15 protein-coding genes are annotated in these 19581 nt (G+C 33.7%); 9 read left to right on the forward strand and 6 right to left on the reverse strand.

Features of this window, described 5'->3' with window-relative positions; translation table 11 throughout:
• Window positions 1-12 precede the first annotated feature (12 nt).
• The 6 genes from QTL86_RS22935 (at window position 13) to QTL86_RS22960 (ending at window position 9965) form a co-directional block, all read left to right on the forward strand.
• Window positions 13-1200 carry an AGE family epimerase/isomerase gene (locus QTL86_RS22935; protein WP_127067656.1) on the forward strand — a complete coding sequence of 396 codons (1188 nt, stop codon included), beginning with the start codon at window positions 13-15 and terminating at the stop codon, window positions 1198-1200.
• Window positions 1193-2359 (forward strand): glycosidase, encoded by a 1167-nt coding sequence (locus QTL86_RS22940; RefSeq protein ID WP_190283410.1) that lies wholly within the window; start codon window positions 1193-1195, stop codon window positions 2357-2359. Before QTL86_RS22935 ends, QTL86_RS22940 begins: the two co-directional genes overlap by 8 nt.
• Before the next feature lie 146 nt (window positions 2360-2505).
• Entirely contained in the window at window positions 2506-3456 is a 951-nt protein-coding gene (locus QTL86_RS22945) for a type I phosphomannose isomerase catalytic subunit (protein ID WP_410496125.1), read from the forward strand.
• A gap of 15 nt (window positions 3457-3471) precedes the next feature.
• Window positions 3472-4419, forward strand: coding sequence for a glycoside hydrolase family 113 (locus QTL86_RS22950; RefSeq protein ID WP_410496126.1), 948 nt, complete (start codon window positions 3472-3474; stop codon window positions 4417-4419).
• 64 nt (window positions 4420-4483) lie between these two features.
• A complete protein-coding gene (locus QTL86_RS22955) occupies window positions 4484-5350 on the forward strand; it encodes an aldose 1-epimerase family protein (protein WP_410496127.1) in 867 nt (288 codons plus the stop codon).
• A 418-nt stretch (window positions 5351-5768) separates the two neighbouring features.
• Entirely contained in the window at window positions 5769-9965 is a 4197-nt protein-coding gene (locus tag QTL86_RS22960; RefSeq protein ID WP_410496129.1) for a X2-like carbohydrate binding domain-containing protein, read from the forward strand.
• Between the two features lie 64 nt (window positions 9966-10029).
• Here QTL86_RS22960 and QTL86_RS22965 read toward each other — a convergent pair whose 3' ends face one another.
• Entirely contained in the window at window positions 10030-10896 is an 867-nt protein-coding gene (locus QTL86_RS22965; RefSeq protein WP_410496130.1) for an ROK family protein, read from the reverse strand.
• A gap of 288 nt (window positions 10897-11184) precedes the next feature.
• On the opposite strand from QTL86_RS22965, the gene glmM reads away from it, so the two are divergent.
• Window positions 11185-12537, forward strand: a complete 1353-nt coding sequence (gene glmM / locus QTL86_RS22970) for a phosphoglucosamine mutase (RefSeq protein ID WP_127067649.1) — start codon at window positions 11185-11187, stop codon at window positions 12535-12537.
• Between the two features lie 207 nt (window positions 12538-12744).
• On the opposite strand, the gene QTL86_RS22975 is transcribed toward glmM, so the two are convergent.
• The 4 genes from QTL86_RS22975 to QTL86_RS22990 are packed head-to-tail and all read right to left on the reverse strand — an operon-like array spanning window position 12745 to window position 17565.
• Window positions 12745-14142, reverse strand: a complete 1398-nt coding sequence (locus QTL86_RS22975; RefSeq protein ID WP_127067648.1) for a DUF4340 domain-containing protein — start codon at window positions 14140-14142, stop codon at window positions 12745-12747.
• Window positions 14142-15578, reverse strand: coding sequence for a GldG family protein (locus QTL86_RS22980; RefSeq protein ID WP_127067647.1), 1437 nt, complete (start codon window positions 15576-15578; stop codon window positions 14142-14144). The genes QTL86_RS22975 and QTL86_RS22980 overlap by 1 nt, the downstream gene beginning before the upstream one ends.
• Window positions 15579-15590: 12 nt before the next feature.
• Entirely contained in the window at window positions 15591-16454 is an 864-nt protein-coding gene (locus QTL86_RS22985) for an ABC transporter permease (RefSeq protein WP_127067646.1), read from the reverse strand.
• Entirely contained in the window at window positions 16435-17565 is a 1131-nt protein-coding gene (locus QTL86_RS22990) for an ABC transporter ATP-binding protein (protein ID WP_410496131.1), read from the reverse strand. Before QTL86_RS22990 ends, QTL86_RS22985 begins: the two co-directional genes overlap by 20 nt.
• Window positions 17566-17822: 257 nt before the next feature.
• On the opposite strand from QTL86_RS22990, the gene QTL86_RS22995 reads away from it, so the two are divergent.
• The gene (locus QTL86_RS22995) at window positions 17823-18134 is read left to right on the forward strand and encodes a DUF3892 domain-containing protein (protein WP_013658317.1); all 312 of its coding nucleotides are present in this window, start codon (window positions 17823-17825) and stop codon (window positions 18132-18134) included.
• Between the two features lie 146 nt (window positions 18135-18280).
• Here QTL86_RS22995 and QTL86_RS23000 read toward each other — a convergent pair whose 3' ends face one another.
• Entirely contained in the window at window positions 18281-18805 is a 525-nt protein-coding gene (locus tag QTL86_RS23000; RefSeq protein ID WP_127067645.1) for a DUF6512 family protein, read from the reverse strand.
• 419 nt (window positions 18806-19224) lie between these two features.
• Between QTL86_RS23000 and QTL86_RS23005 the strand changes: the two genes are divergently transcribed.
• Window positions 19225-19539, forward strand: a complete 315-nt coding sequence (locus QTL86_RS23005; protein ID WP_013658315.1) for a hypothetical protein — start codon at window positions 19225-19227, stop codon at window positions 19537-19539.
• Window positions 19540-19581: the final 42 nt, after the last annotated feature.

Genomic DNA, 19581 nt, shown 5'->3' on the forward strand with positions numbered 1-19581 from the left:
GAAGGTGATACAGTGTTTGTTGCAGAAGTAAAAGAGCATCTAGTAAATGGTATTATTCCTTTCTGGAAAAAACTAAGAGATAATACATATGGCGGCTATTATGGTTACATGAATTATGACTTAGAATTAGATCAAACAGCAATAAAAGGATGTATTTTAAATAGTAGAATTATGTGGTTTTTCTCTAATGCTTATCTAACTTTAAAAGATGAGAGCCTATTAGAAGAAGCGACACATGCTTTTGAATTTATGAAAGCCCACTGTATAGATTATAAATATGGTGGTGTTTACTGGATGCTAGATTATAAAGGCAATCCAGTAGAAGATATGAAGCATACTTATAATCAAGCTTTTGCTATTTATGCTTTATCATCTTATTATGTAGCCAGTGGTAATAGCGAAGCACTTGATTTAGCCATGGGATTATTTCATAAAATAGAATCTACTTGTAAAGATGAGTATGGATATTTAGAAGCTTTTGATAGAACTTGGGAGCCTATAGACAATCATAAATTATCAGATAATAAGCACATGGAGGGTGAAGGTAAGGTAGCAGAAAAAACAATGAATACGATTTTGCATGTGCTAGAAGCTTACACTGAACTTTATCGTGTAGGAAAAGATGTTGAGGTAGGAAGATGTCTAGAAAAGCTATTAGAGATGACAGAACTAAAAGTTTATAATAAAGAAAAAAGACAGCTTGAAGTATTTTTTGATACACAGCTTCGTTCTATAGCAGATATGCATTCATACGGGCATGATATCGAAGCAGCGTGGTTATTAGATAGAGCAGCTCTAGTGCTAGGAAATCAGGATATCATAGATAGGACCAAAGCTTATACTGTTCCAATTGCTTACAAGGTAAAAGAAGTAGCATTTGAAAAGGGTGCCCTAAATAATGAAAGATTTAATAATGACATTGATAAAACAAGAATCTGGTGGGTACAAGCAGAAAGTGTTGTAGGATTTATAAATGCTTATGAAAAGACTCAAGATGTCGCTTTTCTAGAGGTAGCAAAAGAAATATGGCAGTATATTAAAACATACTTTATTGATAGCAGAGCACACTCTGAATGGTATTGGCAAGTAGATGAAAATGGTAGACCTAATAAGTCGTATCCAATTGTTGAACCTTGGAAGTGTCCATATCACAACGGTAGGATGTGTTTAGAGGTCATCAGGAGGGATATTAATGTTTAAAGAAAATTACATTAGAGAATTAGCAAAGTATGAGGCTTTAGTAACAAAGCCAAATAGGCCAATCGATGAATACAATGGCATTTACACACGTTATGAAAACCCAGTACTTACTAGAAGTCATGCACCTCTTTTATGGCGTTATGACTTAAATCCAGAAACTAATCCATACTTTATGGAACGTTTAGGGATTAATGCTGTATTTAATGCAGGTGCTATTGAATTAGATGGTAAATTTTATGTTGTTGCCAGAGTAGAGGGAAATGATAGAAAATCATTCTTTGCAGTAGCAGAAAGTCCTAATGGTATTGACAACTTTAGATTTTGGGATTATCCGATTTTACTTCCAGACACTGAAAAAGATGAAACTAACGTTTATGATATGCGTCTTACTAAACACGAGGATGGCTATATTTATGGCGTATTCTGCTCTGAAAGTAAAGATAAAGAAAATCCAGATTTATCTGCAGCAGTGGCACAAGCTGGTATTGTACGTACGAAAGATCTTAAGACTTGGGAGCGACTTCCTAATCTTAGAACATCATCAGCACAGCAAAGAAATGTAGTACTTCATCCAGAGTTTGTTGATGGTAAATATGCTTTCTATACAAGACCACAAGATAGCTTTATTGATACTGGCAGTGGTGGAGGTATTGGCTTTGGACTTTGTGAAGATATCACTAATGCCTATGTAGCAGAAGAAAAAATCACTAGCAGAAGAAGATATCATACTATTACTGAAGTAAAAAATGGTGCAGGTGCTGTACCAATAAAAACAGAGAGAGGCTGGATTCATATAGCACATGGTGTGCGTAATACAGCTTGGGGATTAAGATATGTCATTTATATATTTGCAACAGCGCTAGAAGATCCAACAAAAGTAATAGCTGAACCATCAGGTTTCTTTATTGCACCTTATGAGTTAGAGATTATAGGTGACGTAGGAAATGTGGCATTCACTAACGGCGCTATTGCAAGAGATAACGGAGATGTTTATATTTATTATGCTACGGCAGATACTAGACTTCATGTAGCGACTACAACTATTGATAGGCTCATTGACTATACTTTTAATACACCTGAAGATCCTCTTCGTTCAGTAGATTGTGTAGCACAAAGATGTGCCTTAATTAAGAAAAATTTAGAGTTTATAAATAAGTAATAAAAAGCACATTCTATACAGGAAGTCCCAAAATATAGAATGTGCTTTTTGTGTGAGAAAATTTATCTTATTTTTATAAAAGTATAAAGTAATTTATTCCAAATTGTAGTAAAATAAAGGTAGAAGTACCAAAACAGGAGGCTATTATGTTTAAGATTATACCTATATATAAAGATTATTTATGGGGAGGAACTAAATTAAAAACAGCTTATGGAAAACAAAGCGATTTAGATATCGTGGCAGAAAGTTGGGAGCTCTCAACTCATCCAGCAGGCACTTGTCTTATAGAGGTGAACGGTCAAAAGCAAAGTCTAAAAACATATATTAAGGAACAGGGAAAGAAAGTCTTAGGCAGCAAATGCAATGTTGAAGATGAAATACCTATATTAATCAAACTTATTGATGCGAAAGATAATTTGTCTGTACAAGTTCATCCAGATGATGCTTATGCTAAACGTTATGAAAATGATTTAGGTAAAACAGAAATGTGGTATGTACTAGAAGCAGAGGAAGGCGCCAAGTTAGTTTATGGCTTTAAAAAAGATTTGACACCTGAACTGTTTGAGCAATACATAAAAGAGAATACGTTAACGGAAGCACTTAATTTTGTTGATGTACATAAAGGGGATACCTTTTTCATTACACCAGGTACAATGCATGCTATAGGTAAAGGAATTGTAATTGCTGAGATTCAACAAAGTTCTAATGTAACCTATCGTGTATATGATTATGGTAGAGTAGGGGCTGATGGTAAACCTAGAGAGTTACATATTGATAAAGCAAAACAAGTGACAAAACTGACTAAAGCAGAAGAAAGCTATGTTGCTTACACTATGAAAGAATGCGAAGGATATAGTATAGGTGTATTAGCAGAATGTGACTATTTTAAGGTGCAACGTATTGATTTGAAAAGTCAGATTCATTTGGTAGCAGATACTAAGTCATTTCACGCGTTATTAGTGACAGAAGGTAGTATAACGGTTAAAAATGAATTAGAGGTATTAAGTGCTAGTAAAGGAGATAGCATATTTATACCTGCAGCTACAGGTTCTTATCAGGTAGAAGGACGAGGTGAAATTCTTTTATCTACGTTATAAAGGAGAGGAGCATCTATGATGAAATCACTTGACTATATAAAGGGAGTAACTTTTGGCTATTTAACACCTAGGGGAAAATATGCGACAGAAGCTGCAAAAGATTCTTTAAGAAAGATGGTAGAAGAAACAGAAGCTAATACCGTTGTTTTGGCCATAACCGCATGGCAGAAGGGACCTCATGTAGAAGAAGTCCTTTACAAAGGGAAACCTATTCCAGAGAATCTAGAAGTTAAAGAAATGATTCATTTCGCTAAAAGTTTAGGGCTTCGTGTTATTTTAAAGCCCATGGTGAACTGTATGGATGGTACTTGGCGAGCTCACATTAATTTTTTTGATATGGATGTCCCTTGTGAACCTAAATGGAGTAATTGGTTTAGAGGATATACAAAATTTATTTTAAATTATGCACAGCTTGCAGAAGAAACTCAGTGTGAAATGTTTATAATAGGTTGTGAACTGGTGCAATCAGAGAAAAGAGAAACTGAGTGGAGAGAAATCATACGAAAGGTTAGAGAGGCCTATAGTGGTCTATTAACTTATTGTGCAGATAAATACCAAGAAGGACGAGTTAAGTGGTGGGATGCAGTAGATGTTATTTCTTCAAGTGCATTTTATCCTATTAATATTTGGGATGAACAATTAAAAAGAATCGAGCAAGTAGTGAAAAAATATGAAAAGCCATTCTTTTTCGCTCAAGCAGGATGTATGTCTTGCGCAGGAGCAAGTCTTATTCCAAATGACTGGACTTTAGTAGGAGAATTAAGTTTAGAAGAACAAGCACGTTATTATCAAGTGATGTTTGAAAAATGTTATGACCAGTCATGGATAAGAGGGTTTGGTTTATGTAGCTGGAATGCAGAGCTTTATAGGAAAGAATTAGGTAAGCAAGATACTTCGTATGATTTGTACGGTAAACCAGCAGCGGATGTTGTTAAGGCTTTCTATTCTAGGGAAATAAAGTAAATGAGACAAATAAGGTTACTAATAGTTTGAAAAAAAGTTGACCTGTAACAAAAGGAGAGTAACCATGATCTATCAAATTAAAAATAATGACTTAGAAATTACGTTATCAGATAGTGGTGCAGAAATGATAAAGGTATGTTCAAAGGAAGGCTGTGACTATCTCTGGCATGGGGATGCTAAGTATTGGAATCGCCATGCGCCTGTGTTGTTTCCTATAGTAGGAAAGGTAGTAGGGGGAAGTTATATTCATCAAGGGCATACATATCAGCTTTCACAACATGGATTTGCTAGAGACTCAGTTTTTAAAGTAGAAGAACAGATGGAAAATACTATTAGTTTCATATTAGAAAGTAATGAAAAAACAAGAGAGCGTTATCCTTTTGAATTTAGCCTCAGAATTCGTTATAGTTTAGAAGGAACACAGCTTCGTATTGGCTATGAAGTTCAAAATAAGGATGAAACAACCATATGCTTTGCTATAGGGGGACACCCAGCTTTTAATTGTCCTCTGTTTGAAGATGAAACGATGGAAGACTACTACTTAGAGTTTGAGATGGCTGAAAAAACTAAATCATTAAAAGTGACAGAAGAAGTCCTCTTGAGTGGAGAAATGGGTGATTTTGAAGCTCAAAGAATACCTCTATCAAGGGAATATTTTAAAAATGGCGTTACTATCTTAACAGAATTAAAAAGTAACTGGATTGCTTTAAAGTCGCATAAAAATTCACATAGTGTAAAAATGAACTTTGAAGGATTTCCGTTTTTGGGAATTTGGTCACCAGAAAAGGGAGCCCCATTTGTATGTATTGAACCTTGGATAGGGCATACAGATTATGTGGATGCAAGTAATGTATTAATGAATAAGAAAGATTTTATCCACCTTAATAGGAAAGAAAGCTTTAAATGTATGTATAGTTTAAAATTTGAATAAGATTAGAAAGAATATGCTAAAATTGGTTGAATCAAACTAATTTTAGCATATTTTTTTATTAATTAAGTGTTAGAAATATTAATTGAAAAAGTAGTATATGCCTAAGGATGAAAATAATTTAGCAAAGCTGTTTAATATTATAATGTAATACATAAATAAAAAACACATAATGTGTAATAAAATGTGTAATTATGAACAAAAGAAATGAAAATTAAACTTTAAAATGCTAAAATTATTAAAATATTAAGTTGATATAAACTTAATATTTTAATTAAATAAACAAGAGGAGGGGGTTCTTTAGGGATAAGAATTGCAACAAGTATGACTACATAGCATATTAAACTAACACATGAGATGTACTTATATGATGAAATAGCTAGAAATAAAGGGATGTTAAAAAACATTAAGGAGGAGAATCATGAAAAAGAGTATTTCGGTTATATTGTCCTTAATTCTTACTATATTTTTTTCGATTCCCATAAGTGTATTTGCTGAAGCCGGAATGGAAAGAAGTATAGGAAATCAGTTTGTAAAAGCTAACGGTAATCAATTTGTATTAGACGGCACCCCTTTTTATTATGCTGGTACAAATAATTACTATTTAAATTTTAAGCCTAATAAGGCGGTTGATAATGTTATTGAAGATGCTTCAGATATGGGGCTTAGTGTTATTCGTACTTGGGGACATTTAGACGTAGGGACTCCAACAGGCACACTTAATGATAAAGGTGAAATGACTTTTACTAATAATGTAGATGGTATTGGTAGTAAGGATGGTATTTATTATCAATATTTTGATACTAATTTAAAGAAGCCTGTAGTAAATGAAGGTGAAAATGGCTTACAAAAGCTTGACTATGCCATCTATAAAGCATCACAAGAAAATGTAAAATTGCTTATTACCTTTACGAATAACTGGGAGGCATTCGGCGGAATGGCACAGTATGTGAAGTGGGCTCAATTAGCAGGAGAAAATGTAAATGGTCACGATGATTTTTATACCAATGCTAAGATTAAAGAATGGTATAAAGCGTATGTAAATACTTTACTTAATCGAGTAAATACTTATAGTGGTATAAAGTACAAGGATGACCCAACTATTTTTGCATGGGAATTAGCAAATGAACCAAGAGCAACCTCTGATAGTGGTTGCAAGAAGAATATTTTACTTAACTGGGCAAATGAAATGAGTACCTATGTAAAATCCATAGATAGCAATCATATGGTAGCAGTAGGGGATGAAGGATTTTATAATTTTGGTTATCAAGAGTTTCCACAAGGTGAGTACAAATATGTCTATTATGGTAGTGAGGGAGCAGATTTTAATTCTTTAGTGAGACTGCCTAATATAGATTTTGGTACAGTACATATTTACTGTGATCAATGGGGACTAACTAGTGAACAAGCTAAATTCTGGTTTAAACAGCATGGAGAAGATGCTAAGGCAGCTAATAAACCAGTCATATTAGAGGAGTTTGGATGGAAAGATAGAAATACTAGAAGTCAAATTTACTCTGATTGGTTTAAAGTAGTAGAAGGTGCTACTTATCCTGGCATAACTTATGCAGGAACTAATTATTGGATGCTTGCTAGTATTATGGATGATGGTAGTTTATATCCCGATTATGATGGATATACCGTCTATTATCGTGGAGATTCGAACGGAAATCCAACACAAGATACAGCTAATCTTATTATGCAGCACGCACAGCGTATGAAGGCTAAAAACAATGGTAGTATAGAAGATTTAGCTCCTACTCTTAATCCAACAACTATAAATATTGAAAAGGGTAAGGCAGAGGCTAAGTCAATTAATGTAAGCTATAATAACCATCAACTTATAGAAGTTAAGAATGCAGATAAGACATTAGTAAAGGGTACGGATTATACTGTTAATGATAATCAAATTATTTTGCAACCAGCTTATCTAAATACCTTAGCTACAGGCATTAATAACCTAAGTTTCAATTTTGATAATGAATATATGTTATCTGTAGCTGTAGTAGTTAACGATGGAGAAGTTATAGAACCACAAACCCCTACAATAGATAAAACCAGTGCTACAGTAGATTTAGCAAAAGTAGAGGATCTACTAATTACTTTAATGACTAATGGCAATAGTTTAAAAGGTATTACAGCAGGAGGTAAGACCTTAGTTTCAGGCCAAGATTACGCTATTAATGGTAATCAAGTAAGATTTAATCTATCTTCTTTACAAACACTTCAAGTGGGACAAATAGATATCACTTTTGTATTTGAAACAGTTGTATCTCCAGTATTAAAATTAACGGTAGTAAATTCAAATAGTACAGAGGATCCAACGGAAGGGTTTGTTTATGCAGAGGGAGAAAAGTTCTATATTGATGGAGAGCCGTTCTATTTTGCAGGAACTAATGCATATGATTTGTTCACTATTGGAGATAGCTCAAGTAGCAGCACTATAGAAGATATTTGTAACAAATATATGTATCCAAGAGAAATTGAAGCAAGAATTAAAGAGATGGCAGACAATGGTGTTAAAGTAATTCGTACATGGGGATTTTCTAATGAAAGTTGGCATGGATTTGAAACTGCACCAGGAAAATATGTAGAACCACAATTCATGTTATTTGATTATATCATGTACTGTGCAAAGAAATATGATGTAAAAGTAATTATTACTTTAGAAAACTATTGGGAAGCTTACGGTGGCATTAATCAAAAATTACAATGGGCAGGATTAAGTGATGGCAGTCATAAGGATAAAGCTCAATTCTTTACTAATGATAAGTGCAAACAATGGTATAAGAATTATGCAGAACATTTTATTAATCGTACTAACTATTTTACGGGAGTTAAGTATAAAGATGATCCCACAATTTTTGCATGGGATCTTATGAATGAACCACGTTACCAAGACGTAAGTACTACTGAAAATACTCAAGGTATAACCTTACGTAAATGGGTAGATGAAATGGCTGGATATATTAAATCTTTAGATCCAAATCATATGGTCTCTGTAGGTATTGAAGGACATGAAACACGCTATGGATTTGGCAGTGATGAAGGTAACCCATTTGTATACATACAACAATCACCATATATTGATTTTTGTAGTGCTCATCCATATCCAGATGAATATTGGGCTAGTTTAACACCAGAACAAAATGCTGATTTAATGCGTACATGGATTAAAGATGCTCATGAAGTAGTAGGTAAGCCATTTGTAGTGGGAGAATTTAATGTACATAGTAGTTTAGCGTATGACAAATATGAAGCTTACTGGCGTTCAGTATATGATGTTATTGATGAAGAAGGAGCCGCAGGTGGTCTGTTTTGGGAATTCAATACAAGAAAATTAAGTGATTTCACTGTAATGGCAGGAGATCCAATCCTTAATTATTTTAAAGCTCACTCAGCTAAAATGACAGCTAAAAATACAGGAACAATTAGTGTAGTAAATAGCATTACACCAAGTACAGTAAGCTTTGATAAAGCCGTACCAACAGATGTAATAGTTACCGTTCAATCTACTGGAAATGCAACAATACAAAATATCACTCAAGCTGGTAATAGCTTAGTTGAGGGCAATGATTATGCATATAATAATAATCAAGTTACTTTAAAAGCTAGTTATTTAGCAAAACAAAATGTTGGAGAAATTTCATTAATATTTGATATGAGTGAAGGAAATGCACCTAAACTTTCTATTAGTATAAAAGATACTGCTATTAAAAATAGTGAGGTATTAACTAAACAAATAACAGTAGACCCAACAAACATCCAAGATAGTGCAATTGAAGTAAGCTTTAATGGCAATACATTAGTTGCAATTAAAGCTGGTTCACAAGATCTTAGTACGTCTGCATATGAAGTATCAGGAAATAAGGTGATTTTAAAAGTAAGTTATCTGAGCACATTAGCAAGTGGTAACTATGAAGTAGAACTGGTATTTAGTCAAGGTGATTCATCCAAAGTGACTATCACAGTATTAGATGCAGAAAACCCAGTGCCAAGTGCACCTACAGGATTACAAGCTCAATCAGTTACAGCTACATCTATAGAAGTAGAATGGTCAAAAGCTACTGATGGTACTGTACTTAAAGAGTATCAAGTTTTGGTAGATAATGTTTTAGTAGGGGTATCTCATACCAATACATATATAATTACTAATTTGACACCTGCTACAACTTACTCTATTACCGTAAAGGCAGTAGATTTATCCAATAATGTTTCAGTGGCTAGTGAGGCTCTTAATGTAACAACACAAAAACAAGAAGAGTCAGATGAGATATATGCTTTACCATGGAAATCAGGTATTACATATACTGGTGGAGAAGTAGTGTACTATAATGGAGCTTACTGGAAGTGTCAGTGGTATACTGTAGGCCAAGAACCTGGAAGTAGTCCTGTATGGCAATCATATACACCAGGACCTAATGATAAGCCAGTTAGTATTGAAACGCCCGTACCTGGAGTATATCCAGACTGGAATGCAAGTACTATCTATACTGGTGGCGAGATTGTATATTATGCTAATGACTATTGGAAGTGTAAATGGTGGAATCAAAACACACCTCCTAACACAACAGTGAATGGTACGCCATGGGATTTATACATTAAAGTAAAAGAATAGATTAGATAAAGCCGGAGATTCTATTGGAGAACCTCCGGCTAATTTTATGCTTTACTTAATTTTATTAAATAGAGAGTCGAGCTAATTCTAAACAACCCATAATGCCTTGATTATCATTTAAACCAGCAGGTACGATATAGATATCTAAATCATCGAGTTCTTTAGTTTGGATGTATCCACCAAGTAGCTCCTTTACTTGCTTTCTAATGAGAGGAAAAAGTTGTGTTTGGTGCATAACACCACCGCCTAATATAATACGCTTTGGAGATAAGATAAGGATATAGTTAACGATAGCTTGTGCTAAATAATAAGCTTCTAACTGCCATACTTTCATTTCGCTTACTAAGTTAATGGCTTTTTGCCCCCAACGTTCTTCAATAGCAGGGCCAGATGCTAAACCTTCTAGACAAGTACCATGATAAGGGCATTTGCCCTTATAAGAATCCTCTGGATGTTTTGCCAACAGAATATGGCCAGCTTCAGGGTGCAGCATACCATGAGCAAGCGAGCCGTTTTGATAAACACCTACACCAATCCCTGTTCCAACTGTGATATAAATGCTAGAATTTAAACCTTTGGCAGAGCCCCAGGTTACTTCTCCTAAAGCGGAAGCATTAACATCAGTATCAAAGCCAATAGGGCAACATAATTCTTTTTTAAAATACCCCACTAAATTGCAATTTGCCCATGCTAATTTTGGGGTAGTAGTGATAAAACCATAGGTAGGAGAAGTCTTATTTAAATCAATAGGACCGAAAGAACCTATACCTAAGGCTTCAATAGGATGCTTTTTAAAATAAGCAGCAATCTTAGTTAAAGTAATTTCAGGAGTATCTGTAGGAATAGAAATCTGTTCAAAAATTTCACCGTTTTCGTTTCCAATGGCACACACCATTTTGGTACCACCTGCTTCTAATGCACCGAATAACATAGTAAATCCCTTACATAGAACTTATAAAATAGGAAAAAATGAAGCGTGTATAGTTTTTATAAGCTTTATGCCCTTTCTTTTTAGATATGTATATCTTTATTTTATCTAAAATAAAGGTAAAGATAAATGGATAAAATAATAAGATAAGAAGGAATATTGTATAAAAGCGTGGTAGAATCCTATAAGTTATGGGCTTGCACAGTATGAAACTGTTGTAAGAAAAGAAAACAAAGTTTATAATGGATAGGTAGTAAAAAAATATCCCTCAAGGAAAGTGAGGCACATTTCATGGGAAAATTATTTGGAACAGATGGTGTTAGAGGAGTAGCTAATACTGAGCTTACAGGAAAATTAGCTTATCAATTAGGTCAAGCTGGAGCTTATGTTTTGACAAAAGAAACTAAAAGACAACCAAAGATTATTGTTGCAAGAGATACACGTATTTCAGGCACAATGTTAGAGGCAGCTTTAGTTGGAGGTATTTGCTCAGTTGGAGCAAAAGCTATTTCTATCGGTGTTGTACCAACTCCTGCAGTAGCTTATCTTGTAAGAGAATTAGGTGCAGATGCAGGTGTTATGATTTCAGCATCTCATAACCCATTAGAGTTTAATGGTATTAAGTTCTTCAATAGTGAAGGCTATAAATTACGTGACGAACTAGAAGATGAAATTGAAAACTTAATCTTAACAAGAAGTGATAATATACCAATGCCTACAGGAGAAAATGTAGGAACTTGGGATATGGATCATTCTGTTATTGAAAAATATATTGACTTTGTATGTAACACCATTCCAGGAGATTTAAAGGGCTTAAAGGTACTTGTGGACTGTGCTAATGGTGCAGCATCAGAGGTAGCACCTATTGCACTTGAAAGATTAGGTGCAGATATTGAGATTATTCATCACAAACCAAATGGTATTAATATCAATAAGCTTTGTGGTTCAACACATATGGGAGATCTTCAAAGTCAGGTAGTTGGTAGAGGTATGCAAGCAGGTATTGCTTTTGATGGTGATGCAGACCGTTGTTTAGCAGTAGATGAAAAAGGTATCATGATTGATGGTGACCAAATCCTCAGCATTGTTGGTTTAGATATGAAAGCTTGTGGCACATTAAAACGTGATACAATTGTAGCTACAGTAATGAGTAATCTTGGTTTTACTATTATGAGTAAAGAAAAAGATATTAATCTTATCCAAACTAGAGTAGGTGACCGCTATGTACTTGAAAAAATGCTTAAGCATGGCTATAACCTAGGAGGAGAACAATCAGGACATGTGATTTTCCTTGATCATAATACAACAGGAGATGGGCTAATTACAGCTATCCAACTTCTTTATGTGATGAAGAAAACAGGTAAACCTTTATCAGAACTCAAAGAATGTATGCAAATCTTCCCTCAAGTATTAGTCAATGCTCATGTGAAAAATGAAAATAAATATGCATACCTTGATGAACCGGAAATTCAAGCAGCTATTGAAGCCCTTGAAGAAAAGTTCAAAGGGGAAGGGCGTGTACTTATTAGACCTTCAGGTACAGAGCCACTTGTACGTGTTATGATTGAAGGTAAAGATAAAGCAGTTATTGAAGAAGAAGCTAAGAAGTTAGCTACCTTTATAGAGGAAAAATGTGGCGAGTAGAGGGCTACCCAAAGGTGAAATTGCAGTAGCCAATACACAAGTAGCCTTATCTTAAAAGTATTAAAGAGGTTACCTCGAAATGACTCTTCAATACAAGATAGATTCTAGCAATTGATTTGCTATATACTATATCTTGTATTTTATAGGAGTTTCGGGGTAACCTCTTTTATTTGTGGGGACATATCTACCTAGAAACTATTTTAGTACTTATTTTAAAGTGGATAAAGCTTCTGTAATAAGCTGTTCTAGGTGAGTAAATTGTTTTAACGAGCAACTTACTGTCATTGTATCATTAAGTGTACTTAATAAGGAGTGATTAGTGTATGAGTAGAAGTTTACGGATTTTGTACTACCATCCTTAAAAGTATAAGTAAAGTAAATGGCCGGCTGATCATTAGCAGGAATGGAAGTGTCTGTAACCAGGGTATCAGCTTTAATATCAATAAGTGCTGTATATAAATCTTTAAACTTACTTTCTTCAATGGCTTTATCATTTAAGGTATAAGCAGCGTTATCTTGGTCCAGTGTGAAGTGATAATCGCCATCAGGTAAATGAAGGTCTACAGCTTTAACTGTATCAATTCCTACTAAAGCAATCCATTTATAAGAAAGTTTAAAAGGATCAAGGCTTTCTAAAAGCGGTGATAAGAAACTGCTATCCATAGCATAAACACTTTTGTCCCCTGTTTTCATAAATGCAATTTTTCCATCATCTAATTCATTACCCCAAATGTAATCTAAGGTGCGTGTAGAAGATTCTTTTGTTGTGTTGTCTGTTTCAGTGACATTAATTATGAGATGCAGCTGTGGGTCATCAAGGCCATAGGGGCTTAGGTCAGTTACACCATCAGCTATAAAGTCTTGTGCTTCAAGAACGGGAAGCTTCTGTACTGATTCTTTGAAGACACTCCCATCTACAGCCACTTGATTAAGTGATGGGGTTGTTAATACATAGTTTGTCATCAAGCTATTTTGCTCCGTGGCTAATGAAATTTGCATTTCATCAATATCACGACCTTTGACAGTTAGGCCTGTAACTTGAGCTGTATCATATTCTTCTAATTTAGTATCTCTAAGGTCATTAATATTACTTACAAAAGAGTTAATGATAAGTGAAGAGACAAGATAGATAGGACTATCTTGAGTGTTTAATTTAACATAGGCATTAGTGGTATCTTGGGTCCTTGTCCCTATTAAAAGTTCTAGTATATTACCATCTTTTAAAGTATAAGTAACGGTTTGAACCGGTTTCTCTAAACCAAAGTCTTGTAAGTTGGACTGATCTACAGAGCGAGAAGCTTCCACTTGAAGGATACGCTCACATTTATAGTTGAGATTTTCTTCATTAATAGGCACTTCTTCATGCCCTTGTAAATGCCACGCTCCTCCTTCAGGAATATAAGTTAAGCTTTGGGTGGCATCAGCAACGGTAATTTCTTTTATATCATCCATCTTTAAGTCAATCACCTTAATGGTAGCTGCAGCCGTACTAGTAGGTTCACTTGTAGAAGCAGGCTCTTGTTTTTTTGATTTAACAAAAAAGAGGGCAGCTATAAGAAGTAGAAAGATAACAAGTGTAAGTACAAGTGTGCGTATTTTTTTCATTATAAATGTCTCCTTTTAACCCAGACTGTGATACCCAAAATAAGAATAACTAATGGAATAACAACCATGGTTAAACCGCCAAAGATAATAAGCTGAGAACTACTTATTGAGCGGAGATTATAATTTTCAAGTGTTTTGGCTTCAATAGCATAGCTGTTATCAATAGAGAATAACCAGCCAAAAGCATTAGTAAGAAATTCTTTATTACCAGTAGAATCTAAAGATACCATTTGATCATCTAAGAAGAATGAATCTGCCATAACGAATAATCTTGTATTAATTGGATTCTGGGCATCTAAAGTATTATTTTCTTCAACAGCACAAGCTAAGATAACAGGACCATTGATATCTCCGTCTTCAAATTCATAAGTACTAGGATTGATATTTTTCTTTAAGTAAGATTGATCTGAGCTAGAAAGAAGAGGCGTTAAGGTAACACCGTTTCGTGCATTGTTTAAATTCTTAATACCTGAAGTAAATGGTACAACGACAGGTAATTTACTTTGTGTTAATGAATTTGTGATGTCATGTGAAACCATAGCAGGTAACAGATAAGTTGGATAAGAGGTTAAGGAATAATTGCTGTCAGTTTCAATGACAACACCTTGCTCATGGGCAATGCCATAATAGCTAAGGAGTTCGTTATAGTTTGTTAGCTCAGGCATATTAGCATCCATAAAAAGCATTGCTTTCCCACCTTGATCCAAGAAATCAGTGAGTTTTTTGATTTCTTCTTGTGTAAAATCTGTGTGAGGTGAAAAGACAAGGACAATGCTATTATCTGGTGAAGGCATTTCAGCAGTTAGTAAGTCTAGTTCTGTCATTGTAAGATTTGCACGTTCAGATGCATCTTTAAGTGCGGTAGGAATAGCGAGTTCATTATGCCCACTTGTATAATAAATCGTACCATCAACATCTGTAGAAACATAACCTAAAGCATTCGTAATAGCATTTTCGATAGTAATACTACTTAAAGTAACGCCGTTAGTATCAGTAGCTGTTGTGCCATATAAGTCAGTTTGAGATAGCACCTTATACTTACCAGTATCTCCATTTTCTATAATGACAGAACCGGCAGCAACAGTACTACTGCTAGTTTTTTTATAAGCATTAGCAAAGGTTGGATAAAGAATAGGGTCCTTATAAGTAACAGTAAGATTGTTATTTAACTTATCATATTTATTTAAAATTTCTTTAAGACCAGCGGTTTCCTTGCCTGTTTCTTCTAAAACATAAATATTAACAGGTGTTTTTAATGCTTTAGTTACTTTTTCTGTATTAGCAGATAAGGAGTAGAGCTTTTCTGCTGTTGTATCTATTTTGAAATTAAGGTCAGTTACAATGACATTAAGTACAATGGTAATAGCAATAACCATTAAGGTAAGTAAAGTAGCATAGCCACCATAGCGTAAATAGTTACTTTTTGTTTTCTTCATTTTATTGTCCTCCTAGCTCCAACGGCGCTTTTCTATAGTCTGATTGGTTAAGAATAAGAAGATAAAGATAAAAGATAAGTAATAGACTATAGCACCAATGTCTAATAAACCGTATGTAAAGTTTTCAAAACGAGAGAAGAGAGAAAACCATTGAAGGATTTTGGTACATAACCCATCAAAGAGACTTCCGTTTAAGTTATAAGTCACAACAACGCCGCATATACCTAAGAGGCCGATGATACCACTAATATAAAAATCTTTAATAGAAAAGTAAATGAATAAAGTAATCAGCACAACGATGATGATTAGAAAAACAAGAGAAGAAATTCTTTGCTTTGGAATAAGTACAGCTAGGCCATCAATAAGCATTAAAAATAAAAAGAGTCCAATAGAAGCAATAGCTGAAATGATTTGATTTTCAGTAAGTGCAGAAATAAACAAGCTGATAGCAATTAAAGTAGCACCTAATAAAAAGTAACCTAAATAGCAGGTCAATATTTTACCTACTGGGATATTTCCAAAGAACATTAATATAGCTGGTTGTACCATTGTAATGATTAAAGTAATGGCAAATAAAGATACAGCAGCAAAATATTTACCAAGTACAATATCTTTCACATGAATTGGACTTGTTAGTAGTAATTGGTCTGTACGATTTTTCTTTTCCTCTGATAAAAGACGCATCGTTACAAGAGGTATGGCGAAAAGTAATAAGCTAGATAAAGCAGCAAGTACATTTGTATAATCACCATAGGAGTTATAGATATTGATTGCAGTAAAATAAAAACCAAAAATTAACAAGAAAAAGGCCATAAAAACATAACCTATTGGAGAAGTAAAGTAGGCTTTAAATTCTTTATCTAGTATGGTCTTCATCAATAGCACCTTCTTTCACTAAATGGGTTGTATCATTTTCTTCGCTATCATTTACGTCTTTGGAGTCCATATCTTTAATGCCGATCTCTTGAGGATTTGTATCTTCATCCATACTACCTTTAGAAGTTTCATCTTGAGCATTTTCGTCTTCAGTAGTACTATTTTCATTTAATTGGTTAGTTACTTTTAAGAAAATATCTTCTAAGGAAATATCTTCAGATTTCATCATAAGTAAAGGCTTATGGTGAGTAACGCATACCTCGAATATTTTTTCTCTAATATCATTTTCACGATTAGAAGAAAGTGATAGCTCCACAGTATTTTCTTCTACAGAATCTAACTCTTTTACCTCTGTAACACCTTCAATAGCACGTAAAGCACTTAAGAATGCTTCATCAGTATTTCTAAGGCGTAAGGTCGTTAGATGATTATGGCTAAATAAGTCCTTTAAGTTTTCAGGGGTATCTAAAGCCACCATATTACCTTTATTAATAATCATAATAGAGTCACATATAGCACTAATTTCGGGTAAGATATGTGAACTTAAAATGATAGTATGTTTTTCACTAAGCTCCTTAATGAGATTTCTCATTTCAATAATTTGCTTTGGATCAAGGCCAACAGTAGGTTCATCTAAAATAAGTACATCAGGTGAGCCGATTAAAGCACTAGCTAATCCTACACGTTGTTTATAACCTTTAGAAAGATTTCTTATAAGACGTCCTTGAACATGGGTGAGTTCAGTACGCTCTAATACTTCGTTGATATGTGTTTTTAAGTCTTTTGAAGGTAATTTTTTGAGCTTGGCAACGAATACAAGATAGTCATTAACGGTCATATCAACATAAAGTGGGGGAAGTTCAGGTAGGTATCCAATATGCTTTTTAGCTTCAATAGGATTTTCTAAAATATCAATACCACTAATTTTAATGGTTCCGCTAGTAGAAGAAAGATACCCTGTAAGCATATTCATTGTTGTAGATTTTCCAGCACCATTAGGACCTAGAAAACCAAGTATTTCTCCTTCTTTGACAGTGAAACTAATATTATTGACGGCAGTATGTTTACCATATTTTTTGACTAAGTTAGTTACTTCAATCAAAGTATTCATCCTCCTTAAATATAGACATATAGTCAAATTATAGTTTATTTTATAATGGTTTTGTGTTGAGTAGGTGAAAATTATAAAAATAAAATATAATATTGAATATTTGTTTGAATATTACTTATTATATCATAAAGAAAAATAGAAATGATTAGATTTATTTGTTTAATATGCATTAAAAATAGTACAAGACTGCAAAAAATAGAATGTATATTAAAAGACTATTTATAAAATAATAAGATACAAGAAGGAGGTATTTTATTATGTCAGAAGAACAAAGTGCAGGCCTTTATTTAGCAAATTTAGCTAACAAGGTAGTATCCGAAGGTGGAGCAAATGCCAAGGCTATTACAAAACGAATTGTAAATAGTGGTGATGTTGTAGGCTATGAATTGGAATCAGGAGAACACATTACTGTAGAACAAGCCATTGAAATGGCTAAAGCAAACGAGCTTAAACATGTAGGGGTTTCAACTTCTAAAGATGGTAGTGAGTACATCCGCTCCTTAGCTGATGGAGATGAATCTAATAATCTAGGGAACTTACCCTCAATTAGTTCTGATAACTTGCAATAATTTGTAGTAAAATAGATTATAATTCATTTACTCATATCATAGGTAGAAGAAGCTGTATATAAAGATAGATGATATAAATCTAAATAGGTTGCATAAACAAGCTGTCTATGTAATAGATAGTCGTCTTTATGCAACCTATTTGAGTACTATGATTTAGCTCCCCAATCTGTAAAAAGGGGAATATCTAAGGGATGATATGTAAAATAGGCAAATAAAAAAATCATACTTATAATGAATAAAAATCCTAATAGGTTATAACAAGGCCCGTAGTCAGGAAGCGTTAATACTTTATAAAAAGTATAACCTGCAATGACACAAGCAATGAGGAAAGAAAGAATATTTAAAATAAAAATAGAGTGCCCCATAATGCCTGAATAAGTGTAAAAGAAGATAATAATAAATAAATTAGCTAATAAAGGTCCTAGGGCAAGGGCAAGCCAATAATTATGAGTTGTATCTTTTAGTAGAGGATAGCAAATAAGACCATAGATTAGCCAGGCATAAAAGGCCAGTTTCAAATGCTCCCACACGCTTTCATTGACAGGAGAAAAAAATCCTACATAATAATTATTTCCGGATAATCCATAAACAAAATGTAATAAGCAGCCTAGAACAAAAGTAAAGATTACCCCAAATATAGCAAAGCTTTTAAGAGAAATAGAAGAATTCATATTAAGCTCCTTTCCATGGCATGGCCAAATTTCCTTTCTATAAATTTATGCAAGGGCCATTAAACTATGCAAAAAAATAAGCGATAGGGGGGCTATCGCTTAATAAATATATTGGGGTTTATGAGATAATTGGAATGGGGAGGAATCATAATTATCTCATAGTTAGTATGACAAAATTTATAAATAATATGCTAAAATAAAACTAGAAAAACTATCCACTTATAAAATAAAAAAGTTGCTTGGTAGATTTTTTATAAAAACATTTAATTATAGATAATAACCTAAATGAGAGAAAGGCTTAGATTCATTTAAAATACATAAATAATATATAAAATTTACCTATATACTTACAATATGTTACAGTATATAATTGGAATAGGGGTTATTAGCCGCAGATTTACAAAGGGGGTGCCAGAGTATTGGAACAACATAAAGGGGCAAGACAATATTCACACGGAGAGGTGTATTGTAATTGTTGCGGTGAGCTAATCACTAATAGAGAGCGTACAAATCAGCATAGAGACTATTTACACGTTGAAAAAGCGTGGGGGTATTTTTCATCAAAAGATTTGGCAGGACATTCTTTTAATATTTGTGAGAATTGCTATGATAGATGGTTAGAAAGTTTTCGTATTCCAGTGGAAGAGTTTCCGGTGGATGAGATTCCTAATTATTCAGAAGATGAAATCGCGCAGTTAAATGAAGCTTATGCGGCAGAAGTTTGTAAAGGATAAGTAAAAATAGACGTATAAAGATTAATTAATCTTTATACGTCT

Source organism: Cellulosilyticum sp. ST5 (assembly GCF_046529625.1).
GTDB classification, from domain to species: domain Bacteria; phylum Bacillota; class Clostridia; order Lachnospirales; family Cellulosilyticaceae; genus Cellulosilyticum; species Cellulosilyticum lentocellum.

What these genes read in the sequence shown, in the direction of transcription:
- QTL86_RS22940 (WP_190283410.1), top strand. Translation starts at nt 1,193, where the DNA reads ATGTTTAAAGAAAATTACATTAGAGAATTAGCAAAGTATGAGGCTTTA.
- QTL86_RS23000 (WP_127067645.1), bottom strand. Translation starts at nt 18,805, where the DNA reads ATGAATTCTTCTATTTCTCTTAAAAGCTTTGCTATATTTGGGGTAATC.
- QTL86_RS22985 (WP_127067646.1), bottom strand. Translation starts at nt 16,454, where the DNA reads ATGAAGACCATACTAGATAAAGAATTTAAAGCCTACTTTACTTCTCCA.
- QTL86_RS22950 (WP_410496126.1), top strand. Translation starts at nt 3,472, where the DNA reads ATGATGAAATCACTTGACTATATAAAGGGAGTAACTTTTGGCTATTTA.
- glmM (WP_127067649.1), top strand. Translation starts at nt 11,185, where the DNA reads ATGGGAAAATTATTTGGAACAGATGGTGTTAGAGGAGTAGCTAATACT.
- QTL86_RS22980 (WP_127067647.1), bottom strand. Translation starts at nt 15,578, where the DNA reads ATGAAGAAAACAAAAAGTAACTATTTACGCTATGGTGGCTATGCTACT.
- QTL86_RS22960 (WP_410496129.1), top strand. Translation starts at nt 5,769, where the DNA reads ATGAAAAAGAGTATTTCGGTTATATTGTCCTTAATTCTTACTATATTT.
- QTL86_RS22975 (WP_127067648.1), bottom strand. Translation starts at nt 14,142, where the DNA reads ATGAAAAAAATACGCACACTTGTACTTACACTTGTTATCTTTCTACTT.
- QTL86_RS22995 (WP_013658317.1), top strand. Translation starts at nt 17,823, where the DNA reads ATGTCAGAAGAACAAAGTGCAGGCCTTTATTTAGCAAATTTAGCTAAC.
- QTL86_RS22955 (WP_410496127.1), top strand. Translation starts at nt 4,484, where the DNA reads ATGATCTATCAAATTAAAAATAATGACTTAGAAATTACGTTATCAGAT.
- QTL86_RS22945 (WP_410496125.1), top strand. Translation starts at nt 2,506, where the DNA reads ATGTTTAAGATTATACCTATATATAAAGATTATTTATGGGGAGGAACT.
- QTL86_RS22990 (WP_410496131.1), bottom strand. Translation starts at nt 17,565, where the DNA reads ATGAATACTTTGATTGAAGTAACTAACTTAGTCAAAAAATATGGTAAA.
- QTL86_RS22965 (WP_410496130.1), bottom strand. Translation starts at nt 10,896, where the DNA reads ATGTTATTCGGTGCATTAGAAGCAGGTGGTACCAAAATGGTGTGTGCC.